The sequence below is a fragment of the Salinicola corii genome, assembly GCF_008298015.1.
In the GTDB taxonomy this organism is placed as follows: domain Bacteria; phylum Pseudomonadota; class Gammaproteobacteria; order Pseudomonadales; family Halomonadaceae; genus Salinicola; species Salinicola corii.
The window spans coordinates 47,356-68,885 of sequence record NZ_VTPX01000011.1 but is presented as its reverse complement, the minus strand read 5'-3'; the positions used below and the strand labels follow the sequence as shown (position 1 = coordinate 68,885).

Below are 21,530 nucleotides of genomic sequence, written 5' to 3'. Positions count from 1 at the left end.
TCAGGTCGACGCCGGCGGGCACGCGACGCCGATCGGTTCGACGCTGACGGTCAATCCGTCCAGCGCCGTCACGCGCAGCTTGTCGCCCTTGTGAATTCGGGCTTCTCCGCGCGCCCGCCAACGCTCGCCGTGCAGCAGCACCTTGCCGCGCCCGGCGGAAAAATCCCCCAGCGCCACCGCATCGGCACCGATCAGCTCCTCGCGACCGGTCAACGGGATGCGTCGACGCACCCCCATCAGGCGTATCACTCCCCACAGCAGGAAGCCGGCCGCCACCAGCGCCGTGCCACCGATCAGCGGCCAAGCCACTGCACTGTTGGCCTCGTCCATCAACAGAATGGAACCGATCACGAAGGCGACGATACCGCCCACCCCAAGCGCACCGAAACTGGGCAGGAAGGCTTCGCCGACGATCATGGCCAGGCCGAGCACAACCAGTCCCAGCCCCGCCAGATCGATCGACAACACCTGAAAGGCGAACAACCCCAGCAACAGGCTGATACCGCCGACCACGCCCGGAATGATCGTGCCGGGACTGGCGAGTTCGAACACCAGACCGTAGAAGCCGATCAGCAGCAGGCCGTAGGCGATGGTGGGATTGGCAATGAACGAAAGCAGCGAGGTACGCCAGTCGGGCATTTCCCGAACGATCTCGATACTCTCGGTGGAGAGCGTGCGCGTGCCGGTCTCCAGTGTCACCGGGCGGCCGTCCAACTGCGCCAGCAGGTCGTCGAGATCGGTGGCCACCAGATCGATGACGTTGCGATCGAGTGCTTCCTGCGCGCCCAGATTGGCCGCCTCGCGCACCGCCTGTTCGGCCCAGTCCGCGTTGCGTCCATGGCGTAGTGCGTATCCGCGTATCGTGGCCACGGCATCCTCGACCACCTTGCGGCGCATCGCCTCGCCGTCGGCATCGTCTCGGATGTCGCCGCCCAAGGTGACCGGCGTGGCGGAACCGAGATGGGTGCCCGGCGCCATCGCCGCTATCGGGCTTGCGTAGAGAAGATAGGTTCCCGCACTGGCCGCGCGGGCCCCGCTCGGCGTGACATAGATCGCGACCGGCACTTCGGCGGCGAGTATGGACTGGGCCAGTCGACGCATCGACTCAACCTGGCCGCCGGGGGTATCGAGCTCGACGACCAAGAGTTCGGCCCCCATCGATTCGGCCTGTCGAATACCGCGCTCGACGTAGTCCCGCGTTGCCGGGTTGATGCCATCATCGAGGGTAAGCACCAGCGCCTGCGGGGCGGAGGAAGACTGCGCCAATGCCGCCATGGCCACCAGCCCGCCTACCAGAAGGCAGGCAAGCCAGCCCACGCAGCGCTGACGCCGCGTCGGGAATTTGCGAATACCACCCGTCGAATGAGCCATACTCGCAGCGTAGCCAGTTTCCCGCGTTCATGCCGTTAGACGGTAGTCCCGACGCTTCAGGGCTGGAGCTTCCCCTCGCGCTTTAGAACTGCCTGGAACTGGTCCGCCAGCGCCTCCATGTCGGGCGCCATCATGTCGGGAGGATCCCCCCAGGGCTCGAACGGTACTTTGGGATTGCGCTGGATCCACGCCGCGCGCAGCCCGGCGTAGCGCGCGCCGATGATATCGAAAGGATTGCCGGAGACCAGCCAGGTATTGTCGGGACGGCTATGCGTGCGTCGACGCAGGTGTGCGTAGACGACGGCGTCGGGCTTGAAACGCCGTACTTCCTCGACGCTGATGATATCGTCGAACATCGCCAGCAATCCGGCATTGTCGAACAGCAGCTCGACGCTCTGGCGGCTGCCGTTGGAGAACGCCACGCAGCGCACGCCCAGTCCGCGAATCCGCTCGAGCGCGGCGGGCACTTCGCTGAAAGCCGGCAGGCGGCGATAGGCCATCATCAGGTTCTGCTTGAACTCCTCGCCGAAGCGGGAGCCCCACTCCTGATCGACCAGATCCAGCGCTTCCCGTTTACACTGGGAAAAATCGGCGTAGGCGCCCATCAACCCCCGGCGGAAAGCGAATTCGAGCTGCTTGTCGCGCCAGCGGCCGGCGAAGAGGGACGCCTCCTCGCCGAGCCGGGAGCGGAGCGTGGAGACGACGCCTTGTGTATCCACCAGCGTCCCGTACACATCGAAAGCCAGTACCGGTGTTTGCATGTCTTGGATCCTTGGTCAAAGTGTTTCGTTCCGCTTTTTTTTGTCACCATGAGCTCATGAAACTGGAAAAACTCGAACAAAATCATTGTTCTATTTTGTAATCACGGAGTGACAATTCATGCGCCAGGACTACGTGGGACCACTTCCAGAACCCGTGGGTTTCCTGTTGATTCCGCGCTTCTCGATGATGGCGTTCTTCGCCGCCGTGGAGCCGCTGCGAATCGCCAACCGGCTGGCCGGCCGTGAGCTCTATCGGTGGACGTTGATCAGCGAGGATGGCCAGCCCGTGACTGCCAGCAACGACATGACCCTGCTCGTCGATTGCGGTCTGGTCGATGCCCCCTCCCTGCCGACGCTGGCGGTGTGTGCGGGCTTCGAACCGGAGCGCGGCCTGCCGCGCAGGCTCTCCCAGTGGCTGCACCGCCAGGCCAGCGAAGGTTGCCTGCTTGGCGGCATCGATACCGGTCCGTTGCTGTTGGCGGAAATAGGGCTGCTCGACGGCCACCACCTGACGTTGCATTGGGAGAGCTTGCCAGCCTTCCGTGAACGCTTTCCCACCTTGGATGCGGTCGAATCGCTGTTCGAGATCGACGCGCGCCGCTTCACCTGTGCCGGTGGTGCTGCGGCCATGGACATGACCCTGAGCATGATCGCCGGTCGCCATGGTCAGGGGCTGGCCGACGACATTTCCGAGCAGTTGATCCACGCCCGCTTGCGTCCGCGCCAGGATCATCAGCGCTTGCCGCTGGCGAAACGCCTGGGCACGCATCGCCGCCCGCTGGTGGACGCCGTCGCGTTGATGGAACGCCACCTCGAACAACCGCTGTCGATGACTGCGGTGAGCGAGCGAATCGGCCTCTCCATGCGCCAGCTTCAGCGCCTGTTTCTCGACGAACTGGGCCGGCGGCCACGGGACTACTACCTCGAACTACGCCTGGATCGGGCCAGACACCTGCTCGAAGAGACCGACCGTGACATTCTGAGTATCGGCCTGGCATGCGGTTTCGGCTCGGCCTCGAGCTTTTCCCGCGCCTATCGCCAGCAATACGGTATACCTCCGAGCGCTTCGCGACGCCCCGATGGGCTTCCAGCGCCAGATGCCAATCACGGCCAATAACCTCAACAAAATGGCGCTTAAGCGCAATCTCGGCACCGGGTCATCCGCCACGCTGAAGCCAACCACCGTAGCAACGTATTCGGAGCCCTTCATGTCAGCCACCTCTGACCCACGGTCACTTCCCGCCACGCCGGATTTCGATGCCTGGCCGGTCGATCATGCCATCACCGGTATATCCCACGACGACAGGCAACTGACGATCGACTGGCAGGATGGCCGCAAGAGCCGCTACCACAGCATCTGGTTGCGCGAGAACGCCGCCGACGACAGTACGGTCAACCTGGCGACACGGGAACGGATTCTCGATCTCTCCCAGTTAGAGGCGTGGCCAACCATCGGTGAAGCCCGACTGGAGACCGGCGGCGCGGTCACGCTCGAGCTCCTGCCCGAGCGACGCCGCCTGTCGTTTCATCCCGGCTGGCTGCGCGCCCACGACTACGACAACGAAACAGACGCCGAAGCCCCGCTGGTGGCCACGACACACTGGCGTGGCGCCGAGCGCAGCGAGCCGACCACGCTCGACGCCAGCGGCTGGATGGACGCCGAACACGACGCCACCAGTACCGATCCACTGTTGGAAAAAGCGCTGGAAGCCGTTATCGGTGAAGGATTGGTCAGGCTGCGCAATCTGCCCACCGACCCCGGCAGCCTGGATGTCATCGCACGGCGTATCGGCCCACCACGACCGACCAATTTCGGCCACCTATTCGACGTCCGCGCCAAGCCGGACCCGGACTCCAACGCCTATACCTCGATCGCCTTGCCGCCCCACGTCGATCTGCCGACGCGGGAGTACCAGCCGGGCCTTCAGCTACTGCACTGCCTGGAGAACGATACCGTCGGCGGCGAGGCGATCATGATGGACGGATTCGCCGTGGCCGAGGCGCTCCGCGAGAGCCATCCGACCCATTTCGCGACCCTGACCCGGGTGCGCTGGTGCTATGCCAATACCGCCAAGACCAGCGACTACGTCTGGTTCGACCCGATGATCAAGCTCGATGCTCGGGGCGAGTTTAATGAAGTCCGCATCGCGGATTTCTTGCGCGGCCCGCTGATGGCGCCGTTCGACGACGTCGAACCCGCCTACGCAGCGCTGATGGCGCTGCAACGGTTGCTGCGCGAGCCTGAATTCGCGCTGCGCTTCAGCTATGCCCCGGGTGATTTGGTGATTTTCGACAACCGCCGTCTGCTCCACGCTCGCGACGCTTTCGATGTCAGCCAGGGCGGCAGTCGATGGCTACAGGGATGCTATCTGGAACGCGACGAGGCCCGCTCCCGCCTGCGCATGCTGTATCGCGCCCGGCGCCGGGCGCGGGTCGCCTCGTCAGTGGCGTCAGGGAACTGACGCCCGGGTCTTCCGGTGCCTAGCCCCTTCTGATACCGATGCGTCGCCCGGCGGCGCTCGGCCACTCGTTCCCCGCGGCAGGCAGCGTCGCCACCTTGGCGGTTACCGCCTCGGGGAACGGCGCGGGGCGGGCGCCGGCCACGTCGATTCCCATCAGCATCTGTTCGCTGGTCGCCAGGGTATCGCCGTCGGCGTTGGTCAGCGTGAACAGCACGTGCAGGCGCTTGGCATCGCTGTCGAGCAATGTCACCGCGATCGCCAAAGCTTCCCCGCGATGCGCCTGCTGGCGATAGCAGAGATGCGTCTCAAGGGTGTAGATCGTGTAGCCGTGCTCGGCGCGACCGGCCTCGTCGAGACCGATACACTCCATCAGCGCCTCCACCGCCAGTGAGAACACGCGCGCGTACTCGGCGTCGTTCATGTGGCCATTGTAGTCGACCCAGGCGTCCTCCACCCGGGTGTTGAACAACGGATCGTCCGACATCGTGTTCATCAGATGCGCCTCGTTGATCAAATTCGGCCCTGGAGCCCTTCGGCCTCCGGCCAATATTTCTGGGTCAGTTCGAGCAGCTCGGTGAGAAACGCGTCGCGGCGCGTTTCGAGCTCGGCGACGCTGCGTCCGGCAGCCTGATGCTCGCAGCCATCGGCGACCTTCTCGATCAGCTCCTCGGTCAGCTCCGGCGCCTCCAGCTTGGTCCACGGCAGTTTCAACGCCGGGCCGAACTGGTGCAGCATATGGCGCATGCCGCCGTCGCCGCCGGCCAGATGGAAAGTCAGGAAGGTTCCCATCAGCGACCAGCGCAGACCGCAGCCGTAGACCACCGCCGCGTCGATCTCCTCGGTGGTGGCGACCCCATCGTTGACCAGATGCAGCGCCTCGCGCCACAGCGCTTCCATCAGGCGATCGGCCACGTGACCTTCGATCTCGCGCCGTACCACCAGCGGGCGCATACCCAGCGCGGCGTACTGCTCCTGAGCGCGCTCGAGCACCGCGGGTGTCGAGTGCTCGCCGCCGACCAGTTCCACCAACGGCAGCAGATAGACCGGATTGAACGGATGCGCCACGATCACGCGGCCGGGCTCGCGAGTACAGGCCGACTGCAGATCGCTCGGCTTGATGCCGGATGTTGACGAGCCGATCACCACCCCCGGCGCCGCCAGTGCATCGAGCTGGCTCAGCACGTCATGCTTGAGCGCCAGCCGTTCGGGCACGTTCTCCTGGATCAGCTCGGCGCCCTGGACCGCGGCCTCGATGGAATTGACGAAGGTCAGCGCCTCGGGATCGGCGTCATCGGCAAGCCCCAGCCGCTCCAGCGCCGGCCAGGCACGCGCGACGAAAGCGCGGGTGCGCTCGGGGGCCGTGGCGTCAGGGTCGAAAGCGGTCACCCGGCAGCCGGCCGCCAGCGCCCGGGCGATCCAGCCGTTGCCGATCACGCCGGTGCCGATCACGGCAACGTTGCGGGGAAGTTCGGAAGTAGTCATGGATACCTCGCGGGAATAAGGAAAGATGTGAAACCGCACGCTCAGCGGCATCGAGCGCGCGATCGCGATGGGCGAAGCGAGCGACGCGCTAGAGGTTCAAGCAGCTAGAGGGGGTTTACAAAGTCGGCGAGCGAGGACAAGACAAGGCAAAATCGGCCGAAAAAGCGGAGTTTACACGGGGGTAAATGAGCATTTTAAGGCCGATTTTAACGCCGTATTGTCGAGCGCAGGCAGTTTGTAAACCTCCTCTCAGGGCTTGCGCAGCGCGAGCGACTCCCGCGTCTGGGCCGGCGTCTGCACCTTGCCGCCCAGGTTTTCGACGATGGTGGCGGCACGCTCGACCAGTTGGGCGTTGGTGGCGAAGACGCCTTTGCTCAGGTAGAGATTGTCCTCCAGGCCGACCCGCATGTGCCCGCCCATGATCATCGACTGCGCCGCCATCGGGAACTGCTGGCGGCCGATGCCGAACGCCGACCAGATCGCGTTTTCCGGCAGCTTGTTGCGCATCGCCAGCATGGTCTCGGTGTCGGCCTCGGCGCCCCAGGGAATCCCCAGGCAGAGCTGGAACAGCGGGTCGCCGTCGATCAGCCCCTCCTCGACCAGCTGACGTGCGAACCAGACGTGGCCGAGATCGAAGCACTCGAGCTCCGGCTTGACCCCGGCCTGCTGGATCAACCGCGCATGTTCGCGCAGCCAGTCGGCGGTGTTGAGGTAGACCATGTCGCCGAAATTGAGGCTGCCGCAGTCCAGCGTGCAGAGTTCCGGCAGCAACTCACCCACCGGGTGATGACGCTCCGCCGCCGTCTGCAGGTCGGTGCCCTCGAGCCCGTGGATCACGCCGTTGCGAATTTCGGGAAACAGGTCGCCACCACCACCGGCAGTGATATTGATAACCGCGTCCACGTCGGACTCGCGGATGCGCTCGACCACCTCGCGGAAGTGATCGGTCGAGTGGCTGACGCCGCCAGTTTCCGGATCGCGCACGTGGAGATGAACGATGCTCGCACCGGCACGGGCGGCGTCCAGCGCGCTATCGGCGATCTGCCTGGGCGTGATCGGCAGGTCCGGGTGTTTGCCGGCGGTATCGCCAGCGCCGGTAACGGCACAGGTCAGGATGACGTCGCGATTCATGAGATCCTCTCTTGGTTCGGCCCCGAACCGTTAACCGTTCGCGGCGGTGCATGAGTACACCCGATGGGTGCCTATCGATGCCACCCATTGTGGTCGCCACCAAGGCCCGCACATTGTCATTAGACGCCGTAAAATTGACTTTTTACGACAACCCTCTGCCCCGCTGTGCCGTGGTTCGCGGCGACTCGCCGAACCGTTCCCGATAGACCCGGGAAAAATGCGCTGGCTGAGCGAACCCTACCGCCAGCGCAGCCTGGGTCACGCTGGTTCGGCTATCGGCGAGAATCTGCCGAGCCCGGTCGAGTCGCAGCGACAGATAGCGGCCTTTCGCCGTTTCGCCGCGATAACGCTGGAAGAGCCGGTTGAGCTGGCGCTGGGACTGGCCGACCCGTCGGCAGATGTCGGGAATCATCAATGGCTGCGCCAGATTGGCCTCCATGATCGCCTCCGCCCGGCGTACGCTTCGGGGGTGATACTCCGAGCCGACCTCCCTCCCGGCATTTACCTCGATGCGCGGATCCAGACGCGAGTGCACCAGTTGGCGGCTCAGTGCCGCGACCAGATTGGCCCCGTGCTCGCGCTCGATGAAAGCCATCATCAGATCGAGACTGGCCGCGCCACCGCCACCCGTCAGACGCTGGCGATCGAACCGGTAACGGGCGTCGCTCAAGGTGAGGTCGGGAAACTCCTCCACGAAGGCCGGTGCGCTCTCCCAGTGCAGGGCCACTTCGAAACCATCGAGCAGCCCGGCCCGAGCCAGAATGAACGCTCCCGTCTCCAGCGCCGCGAGCAGACCGCCGTGGGCCGCGACCTGGCGCAACACCGCCCACTGCGACGAAGCCACCGTCGCCTCGGCCTCGTACGATGCCACGATGAACAGGTTATCGAAGATCGGCGCTCGCCCCAGTGCCGCATCGATATCGACGGTCACGCCGTTACTGGCGGTCACCGGCCCGCCATCGTTGGAAAACAACCGCCACGCGAACAGCGAGCGTCCGAATCGATTGGCGACGCGCAGCGGCTCGAGCAGGCAATAAAGCGTCAGCATCGAGAATTTTGGCAGGAGCCACAGGTTGACCGTGACATCCGCCTCTTCGGGCGAGAGCACGGGCGGGAGATCGGGGCGGGGATAGAGCCATTTCGGCGTTGAATGATCGGTCATGGCGAAAAGCGTCGCCGACACGGCCAAAAAGATCAATTGCTTCGATGCGACACCTCCTAGGGTATCAGCACACGGACCCACCGAGAGATGTCGCCATGGACGTTTTCGTCGAAATCATCCCCGGCACCTACGCTCGCCAACTGCGAGTCGTCGAGGGAAGTCGGGAAACGCGCTTCCACGCGCTGTGGCTACGCGAGCGCGCCCCCGATGCGGAAACTCTCGATCCACGCACCGGCCAGCGGCTGATCGAGGCCGCCGCCCTGCCACTGGATCTGGCGCTGGTCGAGGCAGGTTGCGATGGCGAGAAGATCGAACTGACCTTCAGCGATGGTCATCAAGCCCGCTTTGCCCTGCATGATCTTGATCGCGAATGGCCAGCCGACGCCGTACATGAGCGCTGGGATGCCTCGCTGACCAGGATGCCGAGTGCCGATTTCACCCACGCGCTAAAGAGCGACGATGCCCTGGCGGAGATGCTCGAATCGCTCGAGCGCTACGGTTTCGTCAAGGTCAGCAGCGTACCGCTGACGCTGGATGGCATGATGCCGCTGGTGGAGCGCCTCGGACCGCTGCGCCGGACCAACTGGGGCGGCATCGCCGACGTCAAGTCGATCGCCGAGGCGTTCGATCTGACCATGACCCAGCGCGGACTCGAGCCGCATACTGACAATCCCTATCGCGACCCGATCCCCGGCTATATCTGGCTGCACTGTCTGAGCAATGCCGATAGCGGCGGCGACAGCACACTGGCGGACGGCTTCATGGCCGCCGAGCGCCTGCGTCGTGACGACCCCGACGCTTTCGAGTGCCTGACCCGAACCTCGACGCGATTCCGCTACGTCGACGACGAAGCCCACCTGGAAAGCGAAGGCCCGCTGATCGAACTCGACGCCCGCGGCGAGGTGAACCGGGTGCGCTACAACAATCGCACCGAGCGCGTCCCGCCGTTGCCGCCCGAGCAACTGGATCGCTACTACGCTGCCCGACGCGCATTCTTCGCGCTGATTACCGCGCCGGAACTGACGCTGACGCCCAAGCTGGCACCGGGCGAGATGCTGATCATGGATAACTACCGTCTACTGCACGGGCGCACCGCCTTCCGGCTCAGCCAGGGCATTCGCCATCTTCGCCAGGGTTACGTCGATCGTGACACCACCGCCAGCCGGCGCCTGACGTTACGTCGCCAGATCGGTGCCTCACCTTACTCGCTTCAGGAGTCCGCATGAGCGCCACTTTTACCCGGTTCGACCATAGCCAGGCGGATGACTGGTGCAAGATCGATGCGCACTTTCGCGACTACCGCGAGGGCATCGTCGAGCGCGTCATCAATCACCTATTGCGTCTCGAGGGCGACACCCACGGCTACCCGGTGGATCGCTACATCCACTGCCTGCAGACCGCGACCCGCGCCGAGCGCGCCGGGGCCGACGAGGAGATCATCGTCTGCGCGCTGCTGCACGATATCGGTGACGATCTGGCACCGGACAATCATGCCGAGATCGCCGCCGCGATCCTCGAACCCTTCATCGATCCCTACAATGTGTGGATGATTCGCCATCACGAGCTGTTCCAAGGCTATCATTACCGCCACTTCTACGGCCTGGATCGCCACGCTCGCGACGCATTTCGCGACCACCCTGCCTACGCACGTACGGTTCGCTTCTGTGACGAATGGGACCAGACCTCGTTCGATCCCGACTACGACACGCTGCCTCTCGAACACTTCCGCCCCGTACTCGAACGAGTCCTGGGACGTCCGCCGTTCGAGGGCGCCGGGCTGCCCGACGTGCGGAGCGAATGAGCGGAACCCGGCCCCGGAATCGACACCCGACATTGGCATAAAAACGAGGAGTCACCATGACACCACGCCCCGCACTCGTGGCCGCCACGCTGCTGCCGCTATCGCTGATGACCGTATCGATGGCGGCTCTCGCCCAGAGCCCATCGCAGGATCGGGCCGACAGCATCAATTTCGTCGTTCCGCCCTGGCCCGGCGTCACCGTCAAGACCGAGGTTTTCAGTCAGTTGATCACACCGCTCGGCTATGGCAGCGAGACTCAGGAGGTCAGCAGTACAGTCGGCTATCAGACGCTTCAGACCGGCGACAGCGATGTGTTCCTGGCCGGCTGGATCCCGGCCCAACAGGAGAGTCACGACGAGGCGATGGCCAGCGGCAAGATCGAGGATCTCGGCAACAACGTCACCGGTGCACGGATGGGCTTCGCGGTGCCGGGTTACGTCTACGATGCCGGCGTCCACAGCGCCGAGGACTTGGATGCGCATCGCGACCAGTTCAATGGACGCTTCTACTCGATCGAATCCGGCTCGACGGTCAGCACATTCATTCACGACGCACAGGACCAGAACGTCTACGGCCTGGGCGACTGGCAGATTCTCGACTCCTCGACGCCGGGCATGCTGTCGGAGGTCGATGCCGCCTTCAATGACAGGCGCTGGATCGTCTGGTACGGCTGGACGCCGCACTGGATGACCCCGGCCTACGACATGCACATTCTCGACGACCCGGAATCGGTCTACAGCCCGGACAACGGCAAGAGCGACGTGCGAACCATCGTCAACAAGGCATTCGCCGAGGCCAATCCCAATCTGCTCGCACTGCTCGAGCAGTTCACGCTGACCGCCGACGAGCAGAGCGAATTCATCGACGGCTATGGCCGCCGGGAGCGCTCGGCCGAGGCAGTCGCCCGGGAATGGTTGCAGGATCATCCCGACCGCGTCGCCGAGTTCCTTGATGGCATTACCACCCGCGACGGCCGACCGGCGCTCGACGCGGTGAAAGCCAGCCTGCAGTAAGAACGTTTCGGCCCGACCGGCGCCGCCGTGCGGAGGTCGACAAGGCGACGAACAGCCGCCGAGCAGGCACTCCCCGCCCGGCGGCTGTTCGTGGGAACACGGAATCGCTAGTCTGTCACTATCAGCCTGCTTCCACTCCGCGATTCGCTACCACGAGACTGCCATGCGTTCAGCCGATCCACACCACGTGTCTCCCCGCTATGCCCAACTGACCCAACGCATCGCCGGCGAGGGCGCCAGCGCCTGGAACATTCACTTTCGTGCCAAGGCGCGCCAGGCCCGTGGCGAAGACGTCATCATCCTCTCGGTCGGCGATCCCGATTTCGACACCCCGCCCTCCATCGTCGACGCCGCCGTCGACAGTCTGCGTCGCGGCGTGACCCACTACGCCGACGTGCAGGGCAAGCAGGCCTTGCGCGAGCGCATCGCGGCCTATCATCGTGCCCATGGCGGCCAGCCCGAGACGAGCGCGGACCACGTCGCCGTACTCGCTGGCGCGCAGTGCGGTCTCTACGCCACGGCACAGTGCCTGCTCGATCCGGGCGACGAGGTGATCATTCCCGAACCGGCCTATGTCACCTACGAAGCAGTGGTTCAGTCCACCGGGGCGGTGCCGGTGTGGGTATCGCTGCCGCCCGACGAAGGCTTTCAGCCCCGCCCGGCCGACATCGAAGCGGCGATCACGCCACGCACCAAGGCGATCCTGATCAACAGCCCCCACAACCCCACCGGCCAGTGCCTGACACCGGCGATGTGGGAGACGATTGCCACACTCTGCCGCAAGCACGACCTGTGGCTGATCGTCGATGCCGTCTACGCCGACCTGATCTTCGACGGCGAGCACCTCAGTCCCGACAGCCTGCCGGGCATGGCGGAGCGTACCGTGGTGATCAGCAGCCTGTCGAAATCTCACGCCATGACCGGCTGGCGACTCGGCTGGGTCGTCGGCCCGAGGCCGCTGATGGCCCATCTGGTCAATCTTGCCCTGTGCATGCTCTACGGCTGCCAGCCGTTCATCCAGGACGCGGCCATCGCCGCTTTCGACGCACCGCCGGCGGCACTGGACATGATGCGCGAGACCTACCGCCAGCGCCGCGATGCCGTGGTCGATACGCTGCGCGACAGCGAGACCGTCGCCACGCTGCCGCCAGCCGCCGGGATGTTCATGATGATCGACATTCGCGCGACCGGACTCAGCACCCATGCCTTCGCCGATCGTCTGCTCGACGAGCATGGCGTATCGGTACTCGCGGGCGAGGCCTTCGGCGCTTCCGCCGCGGGCTTCGTACGGCTGAGCCTGACCGTGGATGCCGACCGCCTGCGCGAAGCGTGCCGGCGAATCGAGCGTTGCGCCCAGGAGTGCCAGGGCGAGTCCCGATTGGCGGCCCGGCCGCTCGACGGCATGACAAGCTGACCCCGAATCCGCACAATACTACGATCACGACGTCGTCAAAGATCAACGGCAGGACAACGCCCATGGCATCTCCGGACTCATCCCAGCGCGCTTTCAAGGTCTATGTCGACGGCCAGGAAGGCACCACCGGCTTGCGGCTGTTCGATTATCTCCAGGCTCGCGACGATATCGAACTGCTGCGCATCGACAGCGACAAGCGCAAGAACCCGGCCGAGCGAGCGCGCCTCCTCAATGCCGCCGACGTCGCCTTTCTGTGCCTGCCGGACGCAGCCTCTCGCGAAGCCGCGGCAATGGTCGAGAACCCGGACACCTGTCTAATCGATGCCAGCACGGCGTTTCGCACCGATCCGAGCTGGGTCTACGGGCTGCCGGAGCTCGACGAGGGCCAGCGCGACCGGATTCGCGCCAGCAAGCGCATCGCCAACGTCGGCTGCCATGCCAGCGCCTTCATTCTGCTGGTGCGGCCCTTGGTGGACGCCGGATTGCTACCGGCGAACTACCCGCTCTCGGCCTTCTCGCTGACCGGTTACAGCGGCGGCGGCAAGGCGATGATCGCCGAGTACCAGAACGACAGTGACAACCGCCTGGCTGCGCCACGCCCCTACGCCATGGCGCTCGGTCACAAGCATCTGCCGGAGATGCAGCAGCATGGCCGCCTGGCCCAGCCGCCGGTGTTCTCGCCGATCGTCGGCCCGTTCCTGAAGGGGTTGATGGTCAGCGTACCGCTGCAGCTCTCGCACCTGCCGGAGGGCGTGGGCGCGGAGGACCTGCTCGGCGTCTATCGCGCGCACTACGCCGACGAGCCATTCGTCCGGGTGCGGCCGGTCGAGGCACTCGACAATCTGGACAACGGCTTCTTCGACGTCCAGGGCGCCAACGAGACCAACCGCGTCGACCTGTTCGTGTTCGGCAACGACGAGCGCGTCTGCCTGGTATCGCGACTCGACAATCTTGGCAAGGGTGCAGCGGGCTCCGCCGTGCAGAACATGAACGTGCATCTAGGTGTGGACGAGACGACTGGCCTGGACGTCTGACGCCTCGCCTGTCGAGGCCGGGGCCGCCGACAGGCCCGGCCCGGCAGGTTCGGCAGCCGTTATCGGCGACGATAGCGATCCAGATACGCGTGGATCGCCGCGATATCCTGCTCGCCATGGCCGGCGTTGACCGCATCGAACCAGAGGTTGCGGATCTGGGCCAGTGACGGCAGCGCCTCTTCGTCCCCCGCCTCCAACGCGAGCCCCGCGTCCTTCAGCCCCCACTGCAGCGCCATCTGCGGATCGAAATCGCCGCCGGCGATCGTGTCCAGCTTGAGCTTCATGTAGGGCGTGGCCAGCGGGCCGCCCTCGAGTACCTGCCACAGCTCGTCGCCCGCGACGCCGAGCGCGTCGGCGAGGTGGGCGGTCTCGGCGATCCCCTGCATCATCGAGATCAGCCAGGCGTTGATGACGACCTTCATCCGGGCGCCCCGTCCGGCCTGCCCCAGCCAGTGGGTCTGTTTGCCCAGCACGTCGAAGATCGGCTCGACGACGCCTGCCGCGCGATCCCTGTCGCCGCTTGCCAGTACGACCACCGCGCCCTGCTCGGCCGGGGCCTTGGTGCCGGAAACCGGGGCATCGATGAAGACGATATCGTCCCGTGATTCACCGACTTCGGCGATCAGTCGATCGGTTTCGGCCACGCCCAGCGTGCCCATCTGAACCAGCACGGCGCCTCTCGCCATCGTCGCCAGCGCCCCGCGGTCGCCTAGTAGCACATCACGGGTTATTGCCAGGTCCGGCAGCATGACGATGACCGCCTGGGCATCGACGACGGCATCGGCGGCGGAGTCGGCGAGTCTGGCGCCACCGGCGACCAGGTCATCCGCCTTGCCGGGCGAGCGGTTCCAGACGCTGACATCGAAGTCGGCCTCGAGGAGGTTGTCGGCGAAAGCGTGGCCCATGGCGCCCAGGCCCAGCACGGCGACGGAGCGGGAATCGGACATCAGCAAGATCCTCGAGACAAACACGACTCTCGAAGCCTAGGCGGGCACTGCCGTTTCGTCATCCTCGCGTGCCGTCATCGGCATCCGGCAGACGGCGACCAGACTCAATGCCGCGAAGACCAGCATCGGCCATAGCGACAGGCTCGCACGGTCGAAGGCTTCCGCCATCCAGCCGCCGACCATCGGCATGACAAAGGCCAGGGAGTAGCCGACGAAAGACATGCCGGCGGTCAGCGAGGCCACCGCCTCGCCGCGTTCCAGGCAAGGCGGCAAGGCCATGATCAGGGTCAGCTCGAGGGTGATGCCGAAACCGGAAACCACCAGCGCGATCAGGGCGGGCCACCCCTCCATCGCCAGGAAGCCGACCAGCCCCAGCACGCCGAGCGCGGCGAAGATTCCCAGCGGCCAGCGTCGAGTGATCCAGCGTCGCCCCCGCCACAGCATGACGAGCGAGGCCGCCAGCGGACTGGCGTTGTAGAACAGCAGCGCCAGGGTCAGCAGCTCGGTCTCGTCGCGGGCATCGAGTATGCTGCTCATGTAGGCATTGGTCGCCATGAAAAGCCCGACCGACGCGGCCAACGGCACGCCCATCAACCAGACACGCCGGGAGCGCAGCGAAATGCCACGCCGGGGTCCACTTTCGGCCTCTGATACCCCGCCGGCACGTCGCGGTGCCGCTCGCAGCTTCAAAACCAGTAGTGCCACGATCATCAACGCCGGCAACGACCACAGCAGCATCGCCACCTGCCAGCTGTCGCCAGCCAGTTTCAACACGATGGGTCGGGTGGCGCCAGCGCCGATCAGCTCGCCCACCGTCATACCGTTGAGATAGACCGTGCTACCGAGCGCCAGGTGGCGTGGTGTCCAGTCCCGCAACAGCGCTGGTATGGTCACCTGCATCAGTGCCAGGCCCAGCCCCATCACCACCGACGCGATGAACAGAACGGGGACGGAGAGCGTCAATCCGCGAGCGCCGGACCCCATCGTCACGATGACCAGCGCCAGCACCAGCGCTCGCAGCATGCCGATTCCCCGGGCGAACCGGACCGCCAGCATCATGCTCAAGGCCAGCACCACATAGGGCACGGTGGTCAACGCCCCCACCGCCGCGCTTCCCAGCGAGAGTGCCTCGGCAATATCCCCGGCCAACGGCGGCGCGATCAGAATCGGCAGGCGCATGTAGAGACCGACCAGCCAGAGCAGGGCCAGCGCGCTCCAGGGCAGTGCCTCGCGGGCGACCGACGACGGAGTGGAAATTTGTGTGCGCGAGAAAAATCCCATGATGCCACCCATGAACGACGACTCGAGCTTGCCGCTCCGCGGATGCGGGTCGGCCCCGGCTGTCGAAGGGACCCGTTCGAACCGGTAGCCGATGAGAAAAAATCACCGACACCGGGGTTTTCGACTGCTGAACTGTCTCGCAATCTAGGCAAGTCGCCGGGTAACGACAAAAGAAACTTCTTGCCATAATAAATGAGTTATTTTCACTCATGGTGTCACACTCCAATGCGCTACCTGCCGTCACTGAACGCCTTGCGCGCCTTCGAGGCCGCAGCCAGACACGAAAGTTTTCATCACGCCGCCGAAGAGCTTCACGTGACCGCATCGGCGATCAGCCATCAGGTGAGAGGACTGGAAGAGACGCTACAGACGACGCTGTTCGTACGCCGCACTCGGCAAGTGCTGCTTACCGACTCGGGGCGACGGTTGTTCGGGGGTGTTCGCGACGGCCTGGATCGCATCGGCGATGCCGTCGCCGCGGTCACACCCAGGCCGGAGGACCCTGTCCTGACGGTCTCGACGGTTCCGATCTTCGCCAGCGGGTGGCTGATCCCGCGGCTGGCCGACTTCCAGTCCGCCTACCCGGCCTATCAAGTGCGACTGGAGACTTCCGTCGATCTTGTCGATGTCGAACAGGCGGATGTCGACATGGCGATCCGTTACCTCTCCAGGCCTCCGGCCGCCAGCCTCGAGACGCGGTTCCTGTTCCACGAGAGGCTAACCGTGGTCTGTTCGCCCGCCCTGGCGGAGAGACTGAAGACGCCCGAGGACCTCACCAGCGTGACGCATATCCAGACCCGGCTGCGCCCAGAGGGCTGGCGGGCGTGGCTCACCCCCCGCGGCCTCTCTCACCTGGACAACGGCAGAGGCCCGACCTTCGACAACGACACGCTGGCGCTGGAGGCGGTCATGACCGGGCTCGGCGTCGCCATCACCCACCAGGAGATCGCCCACCCGCTGATCGCCAGCGGCCGCCTGATCGAACCTTTCGGCGCCGGTCACGTGATCGGCCTGAGTTGCTACTGGGTCTGCACCCGCCGTCGCAGCCAATTGCCCAAGGTGGTCGCCTTTCGCGACTGGCTGCTCGACCGCCTGGCCGAAGAGGGCCTGCTCGACGCCGGCCGCCCGACCCACCGCTGAAGCGCCCGACGCGGGTCCGCACACCCAGCGCTTTCACCCGGCACGACTACATGCCGTGCTTGATGCCCCGTTCGATCAGCAGCCAGTTGGCGGGGTAGGAGGTCATGAAGCCGACCAGCATCGCGACCTGCATCATGAACCAGAACGGCGCGGTGAACGCATCCATCTCTCCCAGCCAGGCGTGGAGCGCGATCAGCATCCACAGATACATGCCGATCTGGAATGCGATCAGTGACAGCGTATCGGCCTTGATCGCGTCTCGCAGCGCCGCTCCCGGGCCGGCGTCGCTCATCGCCCGAATCGGCAGGTACTGGAACAGCACGCCAAACAGATAGGCGCCGATGAACGCCAGCGCGAAGTGCCCCAGCACCGTCGAACCCAGCAGTGCGAACCCGGTCACCGTCGCGATGGGCGCCGTCACCACATCGCCCAGCGTGCAGCCGCCGCCGCAGTGCGTGGCGGAGACGAAGACGCTCTGCCACTTCGGCTTGTCGCCGCCGTGATGGTGTCCATGGTGGCCATGGTCGTGGCCATGATCCTGCCGGACCTGCTCCGACCGGGTTGGCGCGCGTCCCATCCGTCGATACGCCCACCATCCGATCAGCGGCATGTAGAGCCCCGTGATCGGCCAGGTCACGTTCATGATGGACATCGGCTGGGGGCGCCTCGAGACATCGACGGCGATCGTGAGCGCAGTGGCGATGCCCAGCAGCAGGAAGCCCCAGGACCAGACAGTCAGCATGGCATTGTCCTCCCTTACGGTTTGTTGACGCCGGATATCCGAATCCGGGCCATGACGTCGAGCATGCCCTAGGTATAGAAACGCCCGGCGTCGTCCACAAGCGACGTCCGGGACACCGGTTGGCAGGCGCGCCTGTCATGGCTTGGCGGCTCTCCCCACGTGTCCTCCAAAGCTTCACCTGAAAAAAGACGTTAAATCACGCAAATAAATACCCCTCATCACCCGCATCGGTGTAATGATCGCCGCTACCGAGTAAAGATTACGAATCTATCGAGCAGACGCTTCGACAGGCGTCAATACCACCATGGTCCGACGCGTGGATGGTGACAATTTCCTTATCGTTCTAATGATGAACGGCTACTTTATAAGCCACCTCGCTTAATGCATCATCTCGCGCCAGCAACCGCGCTGACACGACGGGGTCGGGTCGGTAACGCTCATTTCAGGACTTGTCACCATAAGGATTTCGCTCATGCCCGACATGCAACGATCGAACTATCGCAGCGCGCTGGTCGTCGTCACGACGATCTTCTTCATGTGGGGATTCATCACCTGTCTCAACGACATTCTGATCCCCCACCTGAAGGCGGTCTTCTCGCTCAACTACACCCAGACCATGCTGATCCAGTTCACCTTCTTCGGCGCCTATTTCATCATGTCGTTGCCGATGGGCAAGGTGCTGGCCAGAATCGGCTACAAGAACGCCATCAGCCTGGGCCTGCTGATCGCGGCCGTGGGCGCGGTGATGTTCTATCCCGCTGCCCGAGCGCCCTCCTATCCGCTGTTTTTGACCGCCCTGTTCGTGCTGGCCAGCGGGGTGACGATGCTGCAGGTCGCGGCCAACCCCTATGTCAGTCTGCTGGGGCCGGAAGGATCCGCTTCCAGCCGGCTCAACCTGGCCCAGGCGTTCAACTCCCTGGGCACCACGCTGGCGCCGTACTTCGGCGGGATGCTGATCCTGGGCGCGGCAGTGCTGGGCGCTAGTGAGCTGGCCGAGATGTCCAGCGCCGACCGGATGGCCTACAAGTTCCAGCAGGCCCAGAGCGTGCAGCTCCCCTACCTGCTGCTGGCGGCGGTCCTCGCCATTCTCGCGGTGGTGATCTACCTCTGGAAGTTGCCCAACTTCAAGGACCAGGCCCGCGACGACAGCCCCACCGAGAAAGTTACCGCCGCCCAGGCGCTGCGCCATCCCCACGTGCTGTTCGGCGTGATCGGCATCTTCGCCTACGTCGGCGCCGAGGTGTCCATCGGCAGCTTCCTGATCAACTACATTTCGCTGCCGGACATCGGCAACATGAGCGAGAGCGATGCCGCCAGCTATGTCGCCTACTACTGGGGCGGCGCGATGATAGGCCGCTTCATCGGGTCGGCATTGATGCAGAAGATACGTCCCAGCCTGCTGCTGGGCCTGTTCGCCATCGTGGCGGCGCTGCTCACGGTGACCACCATGCTGGCCTCCGGTCATACCGCCATGTGGAGCATCGTCGCCATCGGTCTGTTCAACTCGATCATGTTCCCGACCATTTTCACGCTGGGCATCGCCAAGCTCGGCCCATTGACCAGCAAGGCGTCGAGCCTGCTGATCATGGCCATCGTCGGCGGCGCCATTCTGCCGGTCGCCCAGGGCGCGATCGCCGACACCGTGGGTATTCACCACGCCTTCGTACTGCCGCTGATCTGCTACCTGTTCATCGCCTTCTACGGTTTCCGCGGCTCGCGGGTCATCGATCCGCATCCGTCGGTGCGGGACGCCCACGCCGCCTCGTCCTGAACGCCCCGGCCGCCACCTGAAACGCCCCTTCCGCGAGGGGCGTTTTCGATGGGGCCCTCGACTCGTCGAAGCCGGGCATCGGTTCCCGGCTTCGATCCGTCACCCGGCTGGCCGGTGGCTCCGCCGACCGCGCACCACTCGACCAAACGCCAGACGCATGACGAGCGCGACCTTAGTCGCGATCCCCTTGAAAGTCATACAATCAAATCGGGATAATCGCTTAGCGAGCAAAACATAGACGCGTTATCGATTCGCCTGCTTCCTTCATCGCCGTCCCCTCGTCCCAGCCACGAGAGCCCCGACGTCGTCTCCTTCGCGAGCCAGCAACCTGCCGCCCCGTCGCGGCAGGCGAAGTCGGCTCGATAGCGTGCCCATGAACCGACAAGGACTTCCATTGCTTCTCATGACCCGGACGATCGCCAGCCAGGGCAACGACGCATGACCCAGGTCGAGCAGCTGTTCGAGCGCTACGGCCCCCGCTATAAGCTCTGGGTCACGCTGACGGTGATGCTGGGGCTGGTGGCGCTGGGCATGTCGATCACCATCGTCAACGTGGCCATCCCCTACATCAAGGGTGCCTTCGGCATGAGCGACTCCCAGGTTCAGTGGCTCTCCACCGGATTCCTGGCCTCGACCACGGTATCGCTGCTGATCGCTCCCTGGCTGGTGGCGGCGGTCGGCCAGCGTGCCACCTTCGTGGGGCTGCTGCTGGCGTTCATCGCGGCTTCGATCCTCGGTGGCCTGGGCCAGGGCATGGCGGCGCTGGTTGCCGCCAGGATCGTCCAGGGCGGCATGACCGGGTTGATCCGACCGGTCGCCATGCAGGCGCTGTTTGCCACCTATCCACCGGAAGGACGCGGCATGGCGACCGCCATGTACGGCATGTGCCTGGGGCTGCCGTTGACCCTGGCGACCGTGGTCGGCGGCTGGCTGGTGGAGCACTTCACCTGGCGCTACGTCTTCTTCGTGACTCTGCCGATCTGCTTCGCGGCCATCGTCATGGGGCTATTCTTCCTGCCGACCCGGGAACAGAAGGGGCCTCGTCCACCGTTCGACTGGGCCGGTGTCGTGCTGCTGTTCGTCGGCGTCTTCTCGCTGCTGGCGGCGCTCTCCAACGGCCAGCGCTGGGGCTGGTACGACCCGCGAGTGCCCGAACTGATCCTGACCTCGGTGCTCTGCGGTGCCGCCTTCATCGCCTGGCAGAGACGTATCGCCCACCCGCTGCTGGATCTGGCGATCTTCCGCAACCGGCTGTTCGTCGCCGGTACGCTGGCGATGTGCCTGTTCGGCGGCACCTTCTACGGCATCATGTACCTGCTGCCGCAATTCGTGCAGGCGGTGCTGCACTACAGTCCGATCACCGCCGGCCAGATATTCCTGCCGTCCACTGCCGTACTCGGCATCCTGGTACCGCTGGTGGGCTGGCTCAGCGATCGTTATCCACCCCACTGGATCACCCTGCCGGGGCTGGCCTGCACCCTGTTCTCGGTCTGGCTGATGGCGCAAATGGACTGGGACACCTCGTTTTTCTACCTCGCCATGGCGATGGGCATTCTCTCCATCGGCATGGCCTCGTTCCCGCCACCGACGCTCTCCAACGCCATTGCCGGTCTGCCCGGCCACCTCACCGGCCACGGCTCCGGCGCGATCAACTTCGCCCTGCAACTGGGCGGCGCGCTGGGCACGGCGGGACTGGTCATCCTGCTGGACCGCCAGACCGCCTATCACGGCCAGCTCCTGAATGCCGGCGTCAACGCCGGCAACACCACCGCCCGCCAGGCCCTGGGACAACTGACCGACCTGGTGGGCCGCCTCGGCGTGCCGGAAATTCACCAGCCGGCCATGGCCGGCTATCTGCTGGGCCGCATCGAGGCGATCTGGGCGTCGATTCTCGCCTATCAGGACGGCTTCTGGATTCTGATCGGCAGCCTGCTGCTGGTGGTGATCCCCTCGCTGCTACTCAGCCGCTGGCGCCGTTCGCCCCATGCCTGACTCCGCTCATCCGATCGACGAAGGAT

Annotated in this window: 19 protein-coding genes; 10 read left to right on the top strand and 9 right to left on the bottom strand. The window is 64.9% G+C overall.

The window, feature by feature from the left end:
* Both F0A16_RS17090 and F0A16_RS17085 read right to left on the bottom strand, forming a co-directional pair.
* Window positions 1-1,371: an NfeD family protein gene (locus F0A16_RS17090; protein ID WP_149436579.1), complete on the bottom strand. Its 1,371-nt coding sequence runs from the start codon at window positions 1,369-1,371 to the stop codon at window positions 1-3.
* 56 nt (window positions 1,372-1,427) lie between these two features.
* Entirely contained in the window at window positions 1,428-2,132 is a 705-nt protein-coding gene (locus F0A16_RS17085) for a haloacid dehalogenase type II (RefSeq protein WP_149436578.1), read from the bottom strand.
* A 118-nt stretch (window positions 2,133-2,250) separates the two neighbouring features.
* On the opposite strand from F0A16_RS17085, the gene F0A16_RS17080 reads away from it, so the two are divergent.
* Together F0A16_RS17080 and F0A16_RS17075 are read left to right on the top strand one after the other, a co-directional pair.
* Entirely contained in the window at window positions 2,251-3,249 is a 999-nt protein-coding gene (locus tag F0A16_RS17080; RefSeq protein WP_149436577.1) for a GlxA family transcriptional regulator, read from the top strand.
* Window positions 3,250-3,340: 91 nt separating this feature from the next.
* Window positions 3,341-4,594 carry a TauD/TfdA family dioxygenase gene (locus tag F0A16_RS17075; RefSeq protein WP_149436576.1) on the top strand — a complete coding sequence of 418 codons (1,254 nt, stop codon included), beginning with the start codon at window positions 3,341-3,343 and terminating at the stop codon, window positions 4,592-4,594.
* 19 nt (window positions 4,595-4,613) lie between these two features.
* Here F0A16_RS17075 and F0A16_RS17070 read toward each other — a convergent pair whose 3' ends face one another.
* The 4 genes from F0A16_RS17070 to F0A16_RS17055 form a co-directional block, all read right to left on the bottom strand.
* Window positions 4,614-5,087, bottom strand: coding sequence for a thioesterase family protein (locus tag F0A16_RS17070; RefSeq protein ID WP_239023867.1), 474 nt, complete (start codon window positions 5,085-5,087; stop codon window positions 4,614-4,616).
* A gap of 17 nt (window positions 5,088-5,104) precedes the next feature.
* Window positions 5,105-6,076 (bottom strand): 3-hydroxyacyl-CoA dehydrogenase NAD-binding domain-containing protein, encoded by a 972-nt coding sequence (locus tag F0A16_RS17065; protein ID WP_149436575.1) that lies wholly within the window; start codon window positions 6,074-6,076, stop codon window positions 5,105-5,107.
* A 249-nt stretch (window positions 6,077-6,325) separates the two neighbouring features.
* On the bottom strand, window positions 6,326-7,207 hold the full coding sequence (locus F0A16_RS17060) for a beta-keto acid cleavage family enzyme (protein WP_149436574.1): 882 nt from the start codon (window positions 7,205-7,207) through the stop codon (window positions 6,326-6,328).
* A 142-nt stretch (window positions 7,208-7,349) separates the two neighbouring features.
* Entirely contained in the window at window positions 7,350-8,369 is a 1,020-nt protein-coding gene (locus F0A16_RS17055) for a GlxA family transcriptional regulator (protein WP_149436573.1), read from the bottom strand.
* A 95-nt stretch (window positions 8,370-8,464) separates the two neighbouring features.
* On the opposite strand from F0A16_RS17055, the gene tmpA reads away from it, so the two are divergent.
* The 5 genes from tmpA to argC all read left to right on the top strand — a co-directional run bounded on the left by tmpA (window position 8,465) and on the right by argC (window position 13,631).
* Window positions 8,465-9,595: a 2-trimethylaminoethylphosphonate dioxygenase gene (tmpA, locus tag F0A16_RS17050; protein ID WP_149436572.1), complete on the top strand. Its 1,131-nt coding sequence runs from the start codon at window positions 8,465-8,467 to the stop codon at window positions 9,593-9,595.
* Window positions 9,592-10,170 (top strand): HD domain-containing protein, encoded by a 579-nt coding sequence (locus tag F0A16_RS17045; protein WP_149436571.1) that lies wholly within the window; start codon window positions 9,592-9,594, stop codon window positions 10,168-10,170. Before tmpA ends, F0A16_RS17045 begins: the two co-directional genes overlap by 4 nt.
* A gap of 56 nt (window positions 10,171-10,226) precedes the next feature.
* Complete coding sequence (locus F0A16_RS17040; protein WP_239023866.1) at window positions 10,227-11,183, top strand: ABC transporter substrate-binding protein; 957 nt, start codon at window positions 10,227-10,229, stop codon at window positions 11,181-11,183.
* A 163-nt stretch (window positions 11,184-11,346) separates the two neighbouring features.
* Window positions 11,347-12,597 carry a pyridoxal phosphate-dependent aminotransferase gene (locus F0A16_RS17035; RefSeq protein ID WP_149436570.1) on the top strand — a complete coding sequence of 417 codons (1,251 nt, stop codon included), beginning with the start codon at window positions 11,347-11,349 and terminating at the stop codon, window positions 12,595-12,597.
* Between the two features lie 62 nt (window positions 12,598-12,659).
* The gene (gene argC / locus F0A16_RS17030) at window positions 12,660-13,631 is read left to right on the top strand and encodes an N-acetyl-gamma-glutamyl-phosphate reductase (protein WP_149436569.1); all 972 of its coding nucleotides are present in this window, start codon (window positions 12,660-12,662) and stop codon (window positions 13,629-13,631) included.
* A gap of 59 nt (window positions 13,632-13,690) precedes the next feature.
* Here argC and F0A16_RS17025 read toward each other — a convergent pair whose 3' ends face one another.
* Both F0A16_RS17025 and F0A16_RS17020 read right to left on the bottom strand, forming a co-directional pair.
* A complete protein-coding gene (locus F0A16_RS17025; protein WP_149436568.1) occupies window positions 13,691-14,578 on the bottom strand; it encodes an NAD(P)-dependent oxidoreductase in 888 nt (295 codons plus the stop codon).
* Between the two features lie 36 nt (window positions 14,579-14,614).
* Window positions 14,615-15,871 (bottom strand): MFS transporter, encoded by a 1,257-nt coding sequence (locus F0A16_RS17020; protein ID WP_149436567.1) that lies wholly within the window; start codon window positions 15,869-15,871, stop codon window positions 14,615-14,617.
* 213 nt (window positions 15,872-16,084) lie between these two features.
* On the opposite strand from F0A16_RS17020, the gene gcvA reads away from it, so the two are divergent.
* The gene (gcvA, locus tag F0A16_RS17015; protein ID WP_187776057.1) at window positions 16,085-16,999 is read left to right on the top strand and encodes a transcriptional regulator GcvA; all 915 of its coding nucleotides are present in this window, start codon (window positions 16,085-16,087) and stop codon (window positions 16,997-16,999) included.
* A 46-nt stretch (window positions 17,000-17,045) separates the two neighbouring features.
* Here gcvA and F0A16_RS17010 read toward each other — a convergent pair whose 3' ends face one another.
* On the bottom strand, window positions 17,046-17,741 hold the full coding sequence (locus tag F0A16_RS17010) for a DUF4396 domain-containing protein (protein ID WP_149436565.1): 696 nt from the start codon (window positions 17,739-17,741) through the stop codon (window positions 17,046-17,048).
* Window positions 17,742-18,213: 472 nt separating this feature from the next.
* Here F0A16_RS17010 and fucP point away from each other — a divergent pair, with 472 nt between their 5' ends.
* Entirely contained in the window at window positions 18,214-19,512 is a 1,299-nt protein-coding gene (gene fucP, locus F0A16_RS17005) for an L-fucose:H+ symporter permease (protein WP_223119814.1), read from the top strand.
* A gap of 438 nt (window positions 19,513-19,950) precedes the next feature.
* On the top strand, window positions 19,951-21,504 hold the full coding sequence (locus F0A16_RS17000) for a DHA2 family efflux MFS transporter permease subunit (protein ID WP_149436564.1): 1,554 nt from the start codon (window positions 19,951-19,953) through the stop codon (window positions 21,502-21,504).
* Window positions 21,505-21,530 lie beyond the last annotated feature (26 nt).